Source organism: Arthrobacter sp. 131MFCol6.1 (assembly GCF_000374925.1).
Taxonomy (GTDB): domain Bacteria; phylum Actinomycetota; class Actinomycetes; order Actinomycetales; family Micrococcaceae; genus Arthrobacter.
This window is the reverse complement of record NZ_KB895541.1, coordinates 110,146-125,335: the sequence shown is the minus strand read 5'-3', so window position 1 is coordinate 125,335 and position 15,190 is coordinate 110,146. Positions and strand designations below refer to the sequence as shown.

At 67.6% G+C, this 15,190-nt stretch carries 14 protein-coding genes; 6 read left to right on the top strand and 8 right to left on the bottom strand.

Annotated elements, in window-relative coordinates:
- Positions 1-58: 58 nt before the first annotated feature.
- The gene (locus C566_RS0100585) at positions 59-952 is read left to right on the top strand and encodes a TIGR01777 family oxidoreductase (RefSeq protein ID WP_018772385.1); all 894 of its coding nucleotides are present in this window, start codon (positions 59-61) and stop codon (positions 950-952) included.
- A 60-nt stretch (positions 953-1,012) separates the two neighbouring features.
- On the opposite strand, the gene C566_RS0100580 is transcribed toward C566_RS0100585, so the two are convergent.
- Positions 1,013-2,650 carry a serine/threonine protein kinase gene (locus C566_RS0100580; RefSeq protein ID WP_018772384.1) on the bottom strand — a complete coding sequence of 546 codons (1,638 nt, stop codon included), beginning with the start codon at positions 2,648-2,650 and terminating at the stop codon, positions 1,013-1,015.
- A gap of 107 nt (positions 2,651-2,757) precedes the next feature.
- Between C566_RS0100580 and lipB the strand changes: the two genes are divergently transcribed.
- From lipB to C566_RS0100560, 4 genes are all read left to right on the top strand, one after another.
- On the top strand, positions 2,758-3,426 hold the full coding sequence (gene lipB, locus C566_RS0100575; protein WP_018772383.1) for a lipoyl(octanoyl) transferase LipB: 669 nt from the start codon (positions 2,758-2,760) through the stop codon (positions 3,424-3,426).
- Positions 3,423-4,430, top strand: a complete 1,008-nt coding sequence (lipA, locus tag C566_RS0100570) for a lipoyl synthase (protein WP_018772382.1) — start codon at positions 3,423-3,425, stop codon at positions 4,428-4,430. Before lipB ends, lipA begins: the two co-directional genes overlap by 4 nt.
- Before the next feature lie 90 nt (positions 4,431-4,520).
- Positions 4,521-5,270, top strand: a complete 750-nt coding sequence (locus C566_RS0100565) for a DUF4191 domain-containing protein (protein ID WP_018772381.1) — start codon at positions 4,521-4,523, stop codon at positions 5,268-5,270.
- A 202-nt stretch (positions 5,271-5,472) separates the two neighbouring features.
- Entirely contained in the window at positions 5,473-5,835 is a 363-nt protein-coding gene (locus C566_RS0100560) for a DUF3817 domain-containing protein (RefSeq protein WP_018772380.1), read from the top strand.
- 302 nt (positions 5,836-6,137) lie between these two features.
- Here C566_RS0100560 and C566_RS0100555 read toward each other — a convergent pair whose 3' ends face one another.
- Positions 6,138-6,575, bottom strand: a complete 438-nt coding sequence (locus tag C566_RS0100555) for an RDD family protein (protein ID WP_018772379.1) — start codon at positions 6,573-6,575, stop codon at positions 6,138-6,140.
- 284 nt (positions 6,576-6,859) lie between these two features.
- On the opposite strand from C566_RS0100555, the gene glnA (C566_RS0100550) reads away from it, so the two are divergent.
- Complete coding sequence (gene glnA, locus C566_RS0100550; RefSeq protein ID WP_018772378.1) at positions 6,860-8,284, top strand: type I glutamate--ammonia ligase; 1,425 nt, start codon at positions 6,860-6,862, stop codon at positions 8,282-8,284.
- Between the two features lie 131 nt (positions 8,285-8,415).
- On the opposite strand, the gene C566_RS0100545 is transcribed toward glnA (C566_RS0100550), so the two are convergent.
- The 6 genes from C566_RS0100545 to glnA (C566_RS0100520) form a co-directional block, all read right to left on the bottom strand.
- Positions 8,416-9,234 (bottom strand): alpha/beta hydrolase, encoded by an 819-nt coding sequence (locus tag C566_RS0100545; RefSeq protein WP_018772377.1) that lies wholly within the window; start codon positions 9,232-9,234, stop codon positions 8,416-8,418.
- 19 nt (positions 9,235-9,253) lie between these two features.
- Positions 9,254-9,421 (bottom strand): hypothetical protein, encoded by a 168-nt coding sequence (locus C566_RS22550; protein WP_018772376.1) that lies wholly within the window; start codon positions 9,419-9,421, stop codon positions 9,254-9,256.
- Positions 9,422-9,595: 174 nt separating this feature from the next.
- Complete coding sequence (locus C566_RS0100535; protein WP_018772375.1) at positions 9,596-10,111, bottom strand: GNAT family N-acetyltransferase; 516 nt, start codon at positions 10,109-10,111, stop codon at positions 9,596-9,598.
- A 76-nt stretch (positions 10,112-10,187) separates the two neighbouring features.
- Positions 10,188-10,604, bottom strand: a complete 417-nt coding sequence (locus C566_RS0100530; RefSeq protein ID WP_026266248.1) for a VOC family protein — start codon at positions 10,602-10,604, stop codon at positions 10,188-10,190.
- A 72-nt stretch (positions 10,605-10,676) separates the two neighbouring features.
- Positions 10,677-13,688 (bottom strand): bifunctional [glutamine synthetase] adenylyltransferase/[glutamine synthetase]-adenylyl-L-tyrosine phosphorylase, encoded by a 3,012-nt coding sequence (locus C566_RS0100525; RefSeq protein WP_018772373.1) that lies wholly within the window; start codon positions 13,686-13,688, stop codon positions 10,677-10,679.
- Positions 13,689-13,697: 9 nt separating this feature from the next.
- Positions 13,698-15,038 carry a type I glutamate--ammonia ligase gene (glnA, locus tag C566_RS0100520; protein ID WP_018772372.1) on the bottom strand — a complete coding sequence of 447 codons (1,341 nt, stop codon included), beginning with the start codon at positions 15,036-15,038 and terminating at the stop codon, positions 13,698-13,700.
- Positions 15,039-15,190 lie beyond the last annotated feature (152 nt).

Genomic DNA, 15,190 nt, shown 5'->3' with positions numbered 1-15,190 from the left:
CAACGGCCCGTGCGGCCCGGGAGGTTTCGCGGCCGTGCCGGGCATGGTGAGATGGATCATGCGAATCCTCATTGCCGGGGCCTCCGGGCTGATCGGAACGGCCCTTTCGGGCGCACTGCGCAGCGAAGGGCACGACGTCGTCGCTCTGGTCAGGCGTGCCCCCGCGTCCCCCGCCGAGTTCCAGTGGGACCCGGCCGCCGGCCGGATCGACGACACCGCGCTGAAGGGCGCGGACGCGGTGGTCAACCTCTCCGGCGCAGGAATCGGCGACCGGCCCTGGACCAGGGCACGGGTCAAGGAACTCAGCGCCTCCCGGCTGGGGGCAACCCGGACCTTGGCCGCCGCCATGGCGCGGACCGACTCGCCGCCCGCGGTGTTCCTGAGCCAGTCGGCCTCCGGTTACTACGGCAACGCCGGTGCGGCGGTGCTGCGCGAGAACGCGCCGGCCGGGACCGGCACCCTCTCCCGGATCTGCGTCGACTGGGAGGCCGCGGCGCATGAGGCACCCGCCGGGGTCCGGGTGGTCACGCCCCGCACCGGCGTCGTCCTGAGCCGTTCCGGCGGCGCACTGGGCCGGTTGTTGCCGCTGCTGCGCCTCGGCGTCGGCGGTCCGCTGGGCAACGGCCGGCAGTTCTGGCCGTGGATCACTTTGCCCGATGTGGCCGCCGCCTTTTCCTTCCTTCTCTCCGCGCCCGTGTCCGGACCGGTCAACGTCTGCGCCCCCGAAGCCGCAGACGTGAATTCCCTGATCGCGCAGCTGGCAACGGCGCTGCACCGGCCGGCGGCGCTGCGGGTTCCCGCCCCGGTGCTGCGGCTGGTGATGGGTGATCTCGCCGAGGAACTGCTGCTCGCGAGCCAGCGGCTGGAGCCGGCTGTCCTGGCGGAGAACAGCTTCGCCTGGCAGCACCCGTCCCTCGCCGGGGCCGCTGCCTGGGTGGCAGGGCGCGGCTAGCGTGGTTGCTTTTCCAGGGCAGGTCGGTGACCGGGGCCAGGATGACCACCGGGCGGCACCCTAGCCGGCTCCGCGCCCCGGGGGCAGAACGTCCTGGATCCGCCACCGCCCGTCGACGGGCACCAGGACAAGGCGAAGCTGCTGCGCGGAGCCTGCGGGTACTTCAGCCACTGTGGCGCCGTTCCCGTCAACCTCCCGGTACGCGGACGGCTCAGTGGTGACGGCCACCACGGCCCGGGCGGCGCTGTTGTCCGCGGTGGTCTCGATCCGGGTCAGGGAGGTCGAGAATCCGGCCAGGACATGGCCGGAGGCGCTGAGCTGGGTCCTGATCCGGCTATCGGAGGCGGCGGCCGCCGACTCCGGGGCGTTGACGGCATCGAGCAGGCTGAAGTCGCCGGAGCTCAGTGCCAGCGAACGGAGCCGGGCCAGGCCGCGGACTGCCTCCACCGGGTCGGCTGAGGCCAGGAGTGCCTCAAGATCGGGAAGGATGGCGGTGGCCCCGCCGTCGGCGGCGGAGGGCAGCGGTTCGCCGGCCGGACCCTCCGACGGGGCCGCCGGTCTCTCGTGACCCACGGGACTTCCTGCCTGCCCCGGCACATCGTGGCCCGGCACGAACCCTGGAAACAGCCCGGCGACGGCGTCGGAGGCCAGCCCGCCGCCGGCCAGCAGCCAGGTACCGGCGAGCAGGACTGCAGCCGCGAGACCGGGCAGCAGGGCCCGCCGCGCGGGGGTCCTGCGCGCGGGGGTCCGGCGGAGCCCGCGGTGGAGTCCGGCCCGGACAGTGCCTGGCCGCCTGCCCGGACCGGGCTGCACGGCCTTGCGTGTGAGCAGTTGGGGGATGACCGTGGGATGCACGGAGACCGACAAGTCGACGGGCTCCGCCCGGGCGCTGCGGTAAACCATTGCGGCAAACTCGGCCGCCGCGGGACGCTGCCGCCGCTCCCCACCCAGGCCCGCCTCGAGGGCCGCCACCAACGTTGCCGGCACCTCCGGCGCGAGCAGGCTCAGCGGTGGACGTTGCGCCCCCGGCTCCGGAGACCGCCCGGTGAGGCAATACCAGCCCAGGGCTGCCAGGGAGTAGATGTCGCGCTCGGGCTGGAGCCCGGCCCGCACAGCGTCCACGGGGGCGGGATCCCGGAATCCTGCCGTGCCGGCCTCTGAGACTGGAGCGGCGTCGGCCACCATGCGCCCGACGCCGAGATCGGCCAGCAACGGTTTTCCCTCGGCGGTAAAGAGCACATTGCCGGGGGCCACGTCACCATGGGTGAAGCCTTGGCTGTGAAGGTATGCCAAGGCCTGCGCGATGGGTGTCAGGACCGTCACCGTTTCTCCCGGGCCCAGGCGTCCCCGGCTGCCCACGAGCGTCGCCAGTGAGCCGCCGGGCGCGTAGTCCAGCACAAGCCCGAGGCTGCCGCCGCCGGACTCGTGAGCCGGCAGGCGCACCACGGCGTGCGCGCGGACCAGGTGGCGGTGTTCCAGGGCGGAGAGGATCCGGACTTCGCGCCGCATGACGTCCTCCGCCTCGGATTCCTCTGGTGTGGTGCGGCTTGCATCGAAGCATTTCAGGGCGAATTCCCGGCCCGTGGACTTTTCGGTGGCGAGCCAGACCGTGGCGCTGCCGCCGCGCCCCAGCAGGCGTCCGACGTCGTAACCGGGAACCTCGGGGGCCGCACCGGCGGCCGACGGAAAATCTTCCATGCCTAAGGAATAGTCGATAGCGCGGAATCGTGCAGAAGTTATCCACAGGCATGAGAGCTTAAGCACACAAACGGGCAGTGGGTGCGGCGGGGTCTAAGCTTGATGCCATGACTCTTGAGTTCAAACAGCTGGGTCTCGCCCCGGACTTCATCGATTACACGCGCGGATGGGACATCCAGCGCGAATTGCATGAAAAGGTCCTCGCGGGCACCGCGCCCAGCACTGTACTGCTGCTCGAACACGCCGCGGTTTATACCGCCGGCAAGCGCACCGAAGACCACGAACGGCCCTTTGACGGAACTCCTGTTGTGGCCGTGGACCGCGGCGGCAAGCTGACCTGGCACGGCCCCGGCCAGCTCATTGGCTACCCCATCATCAAACTCCGGAACAAGGCCGGCATCCGCGACTACGTGGAGCGGCTGGAAGCGGTCATCATCGCCGTGCTGGCGGACTACGGCATCGCCGCCGTCCGGATCAAGGGCCGCGCGGGCGTCTGGATCGAAGAGGACGAAAAGGGTCCGGACCGCAAGATCGCGGCCATCGGCATCCGCGTCCACGAGGGCGTCACCATGCACGGTTTCGCGATCAACTGCAACAACGATCTCGCCCCCTACGGCCAGATCATCGCCTGCGGGATCAGTGACGCCGGAGTCACCACGATCACCCAGGAACTTGGCAGGGACGTCACCCCGGCGGACCTCGTGTCGCGGATCACCGAAGAACTGCGCAACAATGAACAAGCCCTAGTTGCAACCCCAGAAGGAGCTCTACTGTGACACTGGCACCAGAAGGCCGGAAGATGCTGCGCATTGAGCAGCGAAACGCGGCCACACCGGTGGAACGGAAGCCGGAATGGATCAAGGCCAAGGTCCAGATGGGCCCCGAGTTCGTCCAGCTCAAGAACCTCGTCAAGAAGGAGGGCCTCCACACGGTGTGTGAGGAGGCCGGCTGCCCCAATATCTTCGAATGCTGGGAAGACAAGGAAGCCACCTTCCTGATCGGCGGCTCCGAATGCACCCGGCGCTGCGACTTCTGCCAGATCGACACCGGCAAGCCCTCCCCCGTGGACATGTTCGAGCCCACCAAGGTGGCCCGCTCGGTCCAGGCCATGCAGCTGCGCTACGCCACCGTCACCGGCGTGGCCCGCGACGACCTCGCCGACGAGGGCGTCTGGCTGTACGCCGAGACGGTCCGCAAGATCCACGAACTGAACCCGGGCACCGGCGTCGAACTGCTGATCCCCGATTTCTCCGGCAAGCCCGAGCACATCGAGGCGATCTGCGACTCCAAGCCCGAGGTCTTCGCCCACAACGTCGAAACCGTGCCCCGGATCTTCAAGCGGATCCGCCCGGCGTTCCGCTACGACCGCTCCCTGGACGTCATCACCCAGGGCCGCAAGCTCGGCATGGTGACCAAGTCCAACCTGATCCTCGGCATGGGCGAGACCCGCGAGGAAATCTCCGAGGCGCTGCGGGACCTGCACGAGGCCGGCTGCGACCTCATCACCATCACCCAGTACCTCCGCCCCTCCGAGCGGCACCTGCCGGTGGACCGCTGGGTCAAGCCGCAGGAATTCGTGGACCTGCAAAATGAAGCCGACGAGATCGGCTTCCTCGGCGTCATGTCCGGACCCCTGGTGCGTTCCTCCTACCGCGCCGGCCGGCTCTGGGCCACCGCGATGCGCAAGAAGGGCTGGGAAATCCCGGCCGAACTCGCCCACATCGAAAGCTCCGGAAGCACCCGCCAGGAAGCCAGCTCGCTGCTCGCGGCACATTCCTGAACCCTGCTCTGACACCCTTCCGATTAAGGGCCGGCACCGGATGACTCCGGTGCCGGCCCTTGGCCGTCCATCACGTAGAATTAAGGAACTATGGCGAATTCCCCTGATCCCAGCAACTCCAGCCCGGCTTCCGAAGCTCCGAAGCGCGGTCTTTTCTCCCGTAAGCCCAAGGAAGCAAAGGCCAAGAAGCCGAGCCGGCTGAAGCAGATCGGCGAGGTCTTCCAGATGACCCGCCGCCACGATCCCATGGTTCCGTGGCTCATGTTGCTGGCGTTCCTGGGTGTTGTTGCGCTCAGCCTCCTGGTCGGTTTCCTGCTCAACAACTGGATCACCGGCCTGATCATCGGCATCGCCCTCGGTGCCCTCGCGGCCACGCTGATCCTGTCCCGCCGCGCCGAGCGCGCCGCGTTCGCGCAGATCGAGAACCAGCCGGGCGCCTCAGGCGCCGCGCTGGGCACGCTCAAGCGCGGCTGGATCACCGAGGACCAGCCCGTCGCCGTGAACCCCCGCACGCAGGACGCCGTCTTCCGCGCCATCGGCCGCCCCGGCGTCGTGCTTGTCAGCGAAGGCCCCAGCAACCGGGTCAAGCCGCTGGTCGACGCCGAACGCAAACGCCTTGCACGCATCCTCCCCAACGTCACCATCCATGTGATCGAAAGCGGCCGCGGCGAGGGCCAGGTGCCGCTCAGCCAGATCGCCAAGAAGATGAACAAGCTCAAGGGTGAACTGACCAAGACCGAGGTCAGCGCCGTGTCCAAGCGCATTTCCTCACTTGGCGGCCGCCTGCCCATCCCGAAGGGCATCGATCCCTACAAGGCCCGTCCGACCCGCGGACGCTAGACGGGCGGCAGTACCGCGCCCGCAGTACAGACGCGCAGTACAGACTCGCCCCGGTTCACGGCCACGTCAGGCCGCCAGCCGGGGCGTTTCTTGTACCGCTCTTTTACGGCGCGACGTCGGTCCACCCGGCGCCACGCATCGGACACGGGATACCGGACACCGCGACACCGCGACACCGGACGCAAGAACTCAGGAGACACGCATGAAACTTCCCTCGACCGCCACGATGATCCGCATCTTCCGGGGGCTGGCGATCGCCGAAGCGTTCAGCTGGGCCGCGCTGCTGCTCGGCATGGTGCTCAAATGGGTCACCCGGACGACGGAACTCGGCGTGGAGATTGCCGGTCCGATCCACGGGGCGTTCTTCATCGGCTACGCGATTGCGGCGCTGAGCCTGTGGGCGATGCTGCGCTGGCCGTTCCGGGTGGCCTTGCTTGCAGGGCTCTCCGCCGTCTTCCCGTTCGCGACGGTTTGGTTTGAGCGCTGGGCCGGCCGCCGCGGATACCTGGCGGCACGGTCCGGAGAGGCTGCGCCGACGCCGGCCCAGGAGACGGCGGGCGTCTAGCTCCGCCCAGGACCTCGGGTTCCTGTGCGCCCCGGCAGCATCGCTGTGCCCATCTGACGCACATGGCCGCTATGCGGGGAGGTTAGCGGCCATTCGTGGCAAACGGAGGAGGGCCCGTCGCGCCACGGGGCGGTTAGCGGCCATGCGTGGCAAACGGACGAGGGCCCGCCGCGCCGGCACCATCGCTGTGCCCATCTGACGCACATGGCCGCAATGCGGGGCGGTTAGCGGCCATGCGTGGCAAACGGACGAGGGCCCGCCGCGCCTGGCTGCCTGGTACCGCCGTCAGACACGGGCAGCGACTACATCCGGACGAGCACCGTATTCATGGCTTTGTCGTGAAGGCCGCGCTGGTCCGGGTCGAAGATGACGGCAGGAATAACGAGGCACAGCAGCAGCGTGCGCACCAGGGCCGCGAGTGGACCCGCCGGGCCGCCGCCCGGCCGGACCACGTGGATCCCCACGATCCGGTGGCCGATGCTGTAGCCGAGGGTGCCGATGAGCAGGATCTGTTCGATGGCAAACACGGCAAGCGTGGCCCAGGAGTCGCCGCCAAAGGCGAAATTGCTGATCAGCAGTGCGATGCCCCAGTCAATGCAGATCGCCAGGATGCGCCGGCCGGCGCGGGCGATCGATCTTGGCCCGGACTCGGGCAGCCCGAGCCGCTCCCCCGGGTATCTGGAGATGCCGGATGTGTCCGGCCCGCTGAGCCATGAACCGATGTCTTTGCGATCAACCACCCTCCAAGCTTATCGGCTCTGGCCTGTCCACAGTGTGGGCGGTAGGGTGTCACACTGTGGACCAGATAGGCCACAGTGTGGACTGGCGACTACCGTTTACGTGTCAGGACATTCTGTAACCTCCCCGAAACAATGCGGACACTGCGGGGAAATCCCGCGTCCTTAGGGTGGTAACAGTTGCTAGCGACTGCGAAGCGGGGAAGCTTTTTTGCCTTCCCCGCTGTTGGACTGCGCTGGACAAATGTGCCTGACGGCCAGATCTTTCATATGCGTAAGGAGCATAGATGTTCAAGACTGCGGACGAAGTCCTCAAGTTCATCAAGGACGAAGACATCAAATTCGTCGATATCCGCTTCACCGATCTCCCTGGCGTTCAGCAGCACTTCAACGTGCCCGCCAAGAGCGTTGACGCCGACTTCTTCGTCAACGGCCAGCTTTTCGACGGATCTTCGATCCGCGGCTTCCAGGGCATCGCCGAGTCTGACATGCAGCTCATCCCGGACGTCACGACGGCGTTCATCGACACGTTCCGCATGGAGAAGACCCTTGCGCTGAACTTCTCGATCGTGAACCCGCGTACCGGTGACCCGTACCACCGCGATCCCCGCGGCGTGGCCGAGAAGGCGGAGGCCTACCTGGCTTCCACCGGCATCGCCGACACCGCGTTCTTCGCTCCCGAGGCCGAGTTCTTCGTCTTCGACAACGTCCAGTACCAGTCCTCCCCGCAGGGCAGCTTCTACAAGATCGACTCCGAGGAAGCACACTGGAACTCCGGCCGTGAGGAAGAGGGCGGAAACCTCGGCTACAAGACCCCGGTCAAGGGCGGTTACTTCCCGGTCTCCCCCACCGACAAGCAGGCCGACCTGCGCGATGCCATGTGTGTTGCCCTGGATGAGGCCGGCCTTGAGGTCGAGCGCAGCCACCACGAAGTCGGCTCCGCCGGCCAGGCTGAGATCAACTACAAGTTCACCACCCTGACCCACGCGGCTGATGACCTGCAGAAGTTCAAGTACGTCATCAAGAACACGGCCGATGCCTGGGGCAAGTCCGTGACCTTCATGCCGAAGCCGGTCTTCGGTGACAACGGCTCGGGCATGCACTGCCACCAGTCGCTGTGGACCGGCGGCGAGCCGCTGTTCTACGACGAGAAGGGCTACGCCGGCCTGTCCGACACCGCCCGCTGGTACATCGGTGGCCTGCTGAAGCACTCCTCCGCCGTCCTGGCCTTCACCAACCCGACGGTGAACTCCTACCGCCGCCTGGTCAAGGGCTTCGAAGCCCCGGTCAACATGGTTTACTCGCAGGGCAACCGCTCCGCCGGTATCCGTATCCCGATCACGGGCTCCAACCCGAAGGCCAAGCGCATCGAGTTCCGCGCTCCGGACCCCTCCTCCAACCCGTACCTGGCGTTCGCTGCCCAGCTGATGGCCGGCATCGACGGCATCCGCAACCGGATCGAACCCCCGGCTCCGATCGACAAGGACCTCTACGAGCTCCCGGCCGAAGAAGCCAAGGACATCCCCAAGGCTCCGGGCACCCTCGAGGAGGCCCTGGATGCACTGGCCGAGGACAACGAGTTCCTGCAGGCCGGCGGCGTCTTCACCCAGGACCTGATCGACACCTGGATCGAGTACAAGTACGAGAACGAGATCCGTCCGCTCTCGCTGCGCCCGAACCCGTACGAGTTCGAGCTCTACTACGGCGTCTAGTCGCACCCTGCGAGTGAAGACGGCTTAGGCCGCCTCGCCGCGGATTCGCGAAACAATCAAGGGCCGGCCACGGGTATCAACCCGTGGCCGGCCCTTTTGTCATGCCACAATCCGCTTGCTCCGACGCCCGGTCATATGGCCGTGGTTGCGGGTGCGAGTGCCCAATCCAACGCGTAGTCGGCCACTTGTTCCCAGCCGGGCTCGCCGCAGGTCCAGTGCGACCGGCCGGGGAACTCGTGATACGCGGTGAGGGAGGGCGACTTCCCCCAGTGCTTCGCATTCGATTTGTTGACCGCCGGGGGCATGATGTGATCTGCGCCGCCGGCGATGAAGAGGAGCGGCGCCCGCTCGATCGAATAGTCGACCCACGTTTCCTGGGGTCCGGGCTTGAAGTTTGCGATCAGTCCGTACGCCCACACCCAGTTCCCGGGAGCGGCGATTGCGTACTTTTCCCAAACCGCGTCGGAGGCCTCCTTGGAGAGCGTGTTTGTGAACGCGTAGTGGAACTCTTCTGGCGTGAACGCGACTGCCTTGTGGATGTTGGCCGGGTTCTTTAGTGCCGGAAACAGTGACCGCGCCTGCGACAGTGGGGTCACGCGCACTCCCTCCGTCGGTGCGGAGTTAATGGCGACGGCAGCGGCCCCAAGGCCTCGGGCGACGAGGAGCTGAGTGAGCGTCCCGCCGAACGAGTGACCCATGATAATCGGCGGTTTCGGTAGCGCCCCGATCTGCGCCGCGATGTGGTCCACGGTTTCCGGCACCGTCAAGTTCGCGATGATGTCGGGGTTCTCGCGCAGCGCCTCGACTTCGATCTCGAATCCAGGGTAGGCGGGCGTGAGCACTGTAAAGCCCTTGGCTTCGTAGTACGCCTTCCAGTCCTCCCAGCTGCGCGGGGTCATCCACAGCCCGTGAACGAGCACGATCGTGTCGGGCGCCTCAGTTTGCGACATAGCTTCTTCCTTCTCGTGTTCAGGTGCGGCTGTCGGAATCGATGACTGCGAGCAGGTCGGTGTCGAGCGGCTCGCATTCGGTGCCGGGCAAACCGTGAGCGCCGCCTTTGTAAACGATGAGCCTGCGTTCGGGACAATCTGGCGGAAAGTTTGCCGCTGACGTCGAAAGGGTTTTGGTGACCGACATGCTCGTCCTTTCGGTTGAAGCCTGTCAAGGGGTCGCAAGAACTCATCAAGCGCCCGAGTGTTGAATGCGGTCCGGGACAGTGCGCGGGTGCGATCACCGGGCGGCGTCAACTACAGTTGACGTTCCGCTGCCCGCGACTGACGGAAATGCGTATGGGGGTTCAAACCGCCCGGTTCAGAATGCCCGGTACATGACGCGCTGCGGGCCGGCGTCGCCGCCTTCATAGCGGCCGCCGTCCTCGAATCCGGCGTTGCGGTAAGCGGCTTGCCCGCCGGGGTTCAGTTCGTTGACGGAGAGTACGACGCCGGTCTGGCCGCTGCCGAGGCCCGCCGTCAGTTTGGCTGCCTCCCGCACGGCGGCCTCCGCGGCGAGGGTGCCGAGGCCCTTGCCCTGCTGCCGCCGGTCGATCAGGAAGCCCCGCAGGAGCCAGGCGGTGTGGTCCTCGGCCCAGCCGGCGAGGGTCGCCGCTCCGGCCTGGAGCGTCAGGACTCCCACGGCGGCCCCGTTCGCATCCACGGCGAACGGGTGCCGAGACTCTTCCTCGAGCCCGATCAGCATCATCCGCAGCGGGTCCCCCACGAACTTCTGCTGCCCCTCGCCGAGCTCCAGCAGCGCGATCTCCCCAAGCTTGATTGCCCGGGCGTCGTCGTCGAGGTTCTTCAAAGGCAGCAGCCATACGTGTCCGGACATGTAGACAGCGTACCCGCGCCACCGGCGCCCCTGCCTGCAGGACTGCGGCTGCAGGACTGCGGCTACAGGGCTGCGGCTACAGCGCAGCGTCCTTGGGAGGTCCGGCCGGATCCATCCAGAAGACTTCCCAGAGGTGGCCGTCAGGGTCCTGGAAGCTGTGGGTGTACATGAAGCCGTAGTCCTGGGCTTCCTCCGATGCCGTGCCCCCGGAGGTCAGGGCGGTACGGATGACCTCGTCCACGGCTTCGCGGCTCTCAAGCGAGAAGGACATGATGACCTCGGCGGTGCCGGCCGTAGCGGCGACGGACTTCGAGGTGAAGGTCTTGAAATAGGACTCGACGAGCAGCATCACGTACGCGCCGTCGTTGACGATCATGCAGGTGGCGTTCTCATCGGTGAAGTCGGGGTTGAAGGAGAATCCCAGCGCCGTGAAGAATTCAACGGTCTTATCGAGGTTCCGGACGGGAAGGTTCACAAAAAGTTGCCTGGCCATTGGCCCAAGGTAGCACCGCCCGCAGCAAGTGTCAGTAGACCCTGTCTGCAGCCGGCAGGCCGCCGCCGGGCGCTATTGGCCGTAGAAGACCCGCTCGAATACCGCCCGGGCGCGCCGGCTCAACCGCAGGTAGTCCTCCTCCAGCGCCGCGGCGTTGCCTTGTCCGTAGCCGCACCAGCGGGCCACCGCCTCAAGGTCGCGGCGGGACGAGGGCAGCAGGTCCGAGGGCCGGCCGGTCCAGATGACGTTGGCCGAACGGATCCGGCTCGCCAGCCGCCAGGCCCGGAGGAGGATGACGGTGTCCCCGGCGTCGATCAGGTCCAGTGCCGCGGCCGCCTCGAGCGCGTCCACCGTGGACGTGGTCCGCAGCTCCGGGTGCCGGCCGGCGTGGCGGAGCTGGAGCAGCTGGGCCAGCCATTCGACGTCGCTCAGCCCGCCCCGGCCAAGCTTCAGGTGACGGGCGGGATCGGCGCCGCGCGGCAGGCGCTCCGCCTCGACCCTGGCCTTGACCCGCCGCACCTCCCGCACGTCCTGGTCAGACAAAGACTCCGGGTACCGGATGGTGTCGATCAGCGCCACGAAGTCCTCGGCCAGGGCATCGTCGCCGGCCATGGGGCGCGCCCGCAGCAACGCCTGGGCCTCCCAGACGAGGGACCACCGGCGGTAGTACTCGGCATAGGACTCCAGCGACCGCACCATGGGCCCGCTCTTGCCCTCGGGGCGCAGGTCCGCGTCCACCGCGAGCACCCGCTCGGCCAGGATCGCCGGTTTGAGCGGCTGGGTCAGCAGGCTGGAGAGCTTGCCCACGATCTGCAGGGCCTGAGCCTGTGCCTCCTCTTCCGGCACGCCGGGGAGCCCGCGGTGGACGTACATGACGTCGGCGTCCGACCCGTAGCCGATCTCCCGGCCGCCCTGACGGCCCATCGCGACCACCAGCACGTGGGTCTTCAGCGGTTCCTCGACGGTGACGATTGTCTCCGCCACGCGCAGCGCCCCCAGGACGGCGGCCCGGTCGGTGTCGGCAAGGGCTTCCCCCACCTGGTCCTGGTCCAGCAGCCCGGCGCTGTCCGCGATGGCGACCCGGAGGATTTCCCGGCGCCGGATCAGCCGGATCAGCCGCATGGCGCTCTCCGGGTCCGCGTGCCGGGACATCTTCGAGGTGATCTCAAGCCATTGGGATTCGAAGCTGAGCGGCACCAGTTCCTTGTCCGTGCCCAGCCACGCCACTGATTCGGGCGAAACCTCCAGCAGGTCCGCGATCAGCCGGGAGTTGGCGAGCACGTGGCAGAGCCGTTCGGCCGCGGCCGTCGAATCCCGGAGCATGCCCAGGTACCAGTGTGTTGTGCCGAGGGCCTCGCTGACCCGCCGGAAGGCGAGCAGCCCGGCGTCGGGGTCAACGCCGTCGGCGAGCCAGTCCAGCAGGATGGGCAGGAGCTGGCGCTGGAGTGCCGCGCGCCGGCTCACGCCGGCGGTGAGGGCCTCGATGTGCCGCATGGCGCCGGGGGGATCGAGGTAGCCGAGGGCGGCGAGGCGGCCCTGGGCGGCTTCCGGGGTCAGGCGTGCCTCTTCGCTGCTCAGGGTGGCGACGGTATTGAGCAGGGGCCGGTAGAAGATTCGTTCGTGGAGTTCCCGCACGGAGCGCTTGGTTTTTCGCCACGCCGCGACCAGGGCGTCCGGCTTGGGCCGCTCGGCGGAGAACGGTCCCAGGACCGCCTTGGCGAGGGACCGCAATGACGCCTCGTTCACCGGCATGAGGTGCGTCCGGCGCAGCTGGAACAGCTGGATCCTGTGTTCGAGCAGCCGCAGGTACCGGTAGTCGCGGTCAAACTCCGCGGCGTCGGAGCGGCCGATGTACCCGCCGGCGGACAGCGCGGCGATGGCCGAGGTGGTGTCCCGGCGGCGCAACGATTCATCGGACTTGCCGTGCACGAGCTGCAGCAGCTGGACGGTGAATTCGACGTCGCGCAGTCCGCCGCGGCCCAGCTTGATCTGCCGCTGTTCCTCCTCGGCTGGAATGTGCTCGGTGACGCGGCGGCGCATGGCGCGGACGGATTCGACAAAGCCCTCCCGCCCGGCCGAGGACCAGATCAGGGGCGTCAGCGCTGCTTCGTAGCGGGCTCCCAGGGCGGTGTCGCCGGCGATGGTCCGGGCCTTCAGCAGGGCCTGGAATTCCCAGCTCTCGGCCCAGCGCGCGTAATAGCTCTCATGCGAGGCGAGGGTCCGGACCAGCGGCCCCGACTTTCCCTCGGGCCGGAGGTTCGCATCCACTTCCCACAGTCCGGGTTCGCGGCTCGTGGACATGATCGCGCGTGAGATCCCGGAGGCCAGGACGGTGCCGATCGTCGTGGCCCGGGTCTCCTCCAGCGCGCCGGAATCGATCACGTAGATGACGTCGACGTCGGAAATGTAGTTCAGTTCGCGGGCACCGCATTTGCCCATGCCGATCACGGCGAGGCCGACGTCGGCCACCTCCGCGGCGTCGAACTTCTCCGCCGCCTCGGCCCGGGACACGGCGAGGGCCGCCTCGAGGGCGGCGCCGGCGAGATCTGCCAGTTCCGCACCCGCGGCGGGCATAAAGTCCAGCGGATCGGCCGCGCACAGGTCCTTGATGGCCAGCTCCACGAGCCCGCGCCGGTAGGCGGTGCGCAGGGCCGCGTAGGCTTCCTGACCGCTCAGGGCGGCCACCGGCCGGGCCGACTTGGGATCGGCCCGGACCGACTGCAGCAGCCGGGTGCGCAGGGCCACGGTGTCGGCGGGCAGCGGTTCCGGGCTGACCCGGACGTCAAAGGCGTCGAGGTGTTCGGGGTGGCGGATGAGGAACTCGCCCAGCGCCTCGGAGGCCCCCAGGACCCGGTACAGCGGTTCGCTGCTTTCCGGGTCCGCGACGGCAAGCTTGCGCAGCTCCGGGTGCTTCTCGATCAGCCGGACCAGGGACTGCAGGGCCGTGTCCGGGTTGGCCGCCAGCTGCAGCCCCGCGAAAAGGGCGTCCTGGTCGAGTCCCTCCAGTTCCCGGGCCGCCAGGAACCGCTCGCCCTTGTCCAGATCGCTGAAGCCGGCGGCAATGAGGCGTCGTGCCAGGCTCATCGGGGCAACCTACAGGATGCCGAGATTGCGCTGCAGTTCGTAGGGCGTCACCTGGAGGCGGTAGTCCTGCCATTCTGCACGCTTGTTGCGCAGGAAGTGCTCGAACACCTGCTCGCCGAGGATCTGCGGCATGAGCTCGGAATCCTCCATGGTCCGGATGGCGTCGTGCAGGCTGGCCGGCAGCGGGTCGTGTCCCATGGCGCGGCGTTCCGCCGAGCTCAGCGACCAGATGTCGTCCTCGGCCGCGGCGGGGAGCTGGTAGCCCTCCTCGATGCCCTTGAGGCCGGCACCGAGGAGCACGGCGTAGGCCAGGTAGGGGTTGGCGGCGGAGTCGATGCCACGGTATTCGATCCGCGCGGACTGGCCCTTGCCGGGCTTGTACAGCGGGACGCGGACCAGGGCGGAGCGGTTGTTGTGGCCCCAGCTCAGGTAGCTCGGCGCCTCTCCCCCGCCCCAGAGCCGCTTGTAGGAGTTGACGAACTGGTTGGTCACGGCCGTGAATTCGGGGGCGTGCTTGAGGATGCCGGCAATGAACTGGCGCGCCGTCTCGGACAGCTGGAACTCGGAACCGGCCTCGTAGAAGGCGTTGGTGTCCCCTTCGAAGAGGGAGAAGTGGGTGTGCATGCCGGAACCCGGGTGGGCGGTGAAGGGCTTGGGCATGAAGGTGGCATACGTGCCCTGCTGCAGCGCGACTTCCTTGATGACCGTGCGGAACGTCATGATGTTGTCCGCGGTCTGCAGCGCGTCGGCGTAGCGCAGGTCGATTTCGTTCTGGCCCGGTCCGGCCTCATGGTGGCTGAATTCGACGGAGATGCCGACCGATTCGAGCATGGTCACGGCGGTCCGGCGGAAGTCCTGGGCCACGCCGCCCGGGACGTGGTCGAAGTAGCCGCCCTCATCCACGGGGACGGGTGATCCGTCGGGGCCGGGTTCCTGGGACTTGAGCAGGTAGAACTCGATCTCGGGGTGGGTGTAGCAGGTGAAGCCCATGTCCGCGGCCTTGGCCAGGGTGCGCTTGAGGACGTTGCGTGGGTCCGCAGCGGAAGGTTCGCCGTCGGGTGTCAGGATGTCGCAGAACATCCGCGATGTGGCCTCCGTCTCGCCGCGCCACGGCAGGATCTGGAACGTGGCCGGATCCGGCTGGGCCAGCATGTCGGATTCGAAGACGCGGGCCAGGCCTTCGATCGAGGAACCGTCGAATCCGAGTCCTTCCTCGAAGGCGCCTTCCACCTCGGCCGGGGCCAGGGCCACGGACTTGAGCGATCCCACGACGTCGGTGAACCACAGGCGCACAAACCGCACGTCGCGCTCTTCGATCGTCCGCAGGACAAACTCTTGCTGGCGGTCCATACTGGCCTCTTTCCGGTTCTTCCATCCGCCCCAGGCCCGGCATTCATGGGCCCCGCGGCTGCTCACGGTTCACTTTACTAAGCATTGCCACCGATTACCGAAGCCGGACCCCCGCGTAACACACCGTTAACATACAGGCGGTCGAATTCGCG

Bases quoted from the DNA above. Each gene is read 5' to 3' on its own strand.
- C566_RS0100580 (WP_018772384.1), bottom strand. From the start codon at position 2,650: ATGGAAGATTTTCCGTCGGCCGCCGGTGCGGCCCCCGAGGTTCCCGGT.
- glnA (WP_018772378.1), top strand. From the start codon at position 6,860: ATGTTCAAGACTGCGGACGAAGTCCTCAAGTTCATCAAGGACGAAGAC.
- C566_RS0100530 (WP_026266248.1), bottom strand. From the start codon at position 10,604: ATGGCCAGGCAACTTTTTGTGAACCTTCCCGTCCGGAACCTCGATAAG.
- C566_RS0100565 (WP_018772381.1), top strand. From the start codon at position 4,521: ATGGCGAATTCCCCTGATCCCAGCAACTCCAGCCCGGCTTCCGAAGCT.
- C566_RS0100525 (WP_018772373.1), bottom strand. From the start codon at position 13,688: ATGAGCCTGGCACGACGCCTCATTGCCGCCGGCTTCAGCGATCTGGAC.
- C566_RS0100545 (WP_018772377.1), bottom strand. From the start codon at position 9,234: ATGTCGCAAACTGAGGCGCCCGACACGATCGTGCTCGTTCACGGGCTG.
- lipB (WP_018772383.1), top strand. From the start codon at position 2,758: ATGACTCTTGAGTTCAAACAGCTGGGTCTCGCCCCGGACTTCATCGAT.
- glnA (WP_018772372.1), bottom strand. From the start codon at position 15,038: ATGGACCGCCAGCAAGAGTTTGTCCTGCGGACGATCGAAGAGCGCGAC.
- C566_RS0100560 (WP_018772380.1), top strand. From the start codon at position 5,473: ATGAAACTTCCCTCGACCGCCACGATGATCCGCATCTTCCGGGGGCTG.
- C566_RS0100585 (WP_018772385.1), top strand. From the start codon at position 59: ATGCGAATCCTCATTGCCGGGGCCTCCGGGCTGATCGGAACGGCCCTT.
- C566_RS22550 (WP_018772376.1), bottom strand. From the start codon at position 9,421: ATGTCGGTCACCAAAACCCTTTCGACGTCAGCGGCAAACTTTCCGCCA.
- C566_RS0100535 (WP_018772375.1), bottom strand. From the start codon at position 10,111: ATGTCCGGACACGTATGGCTGCTGCCTTTGAAGAACCTCGACGACGAC.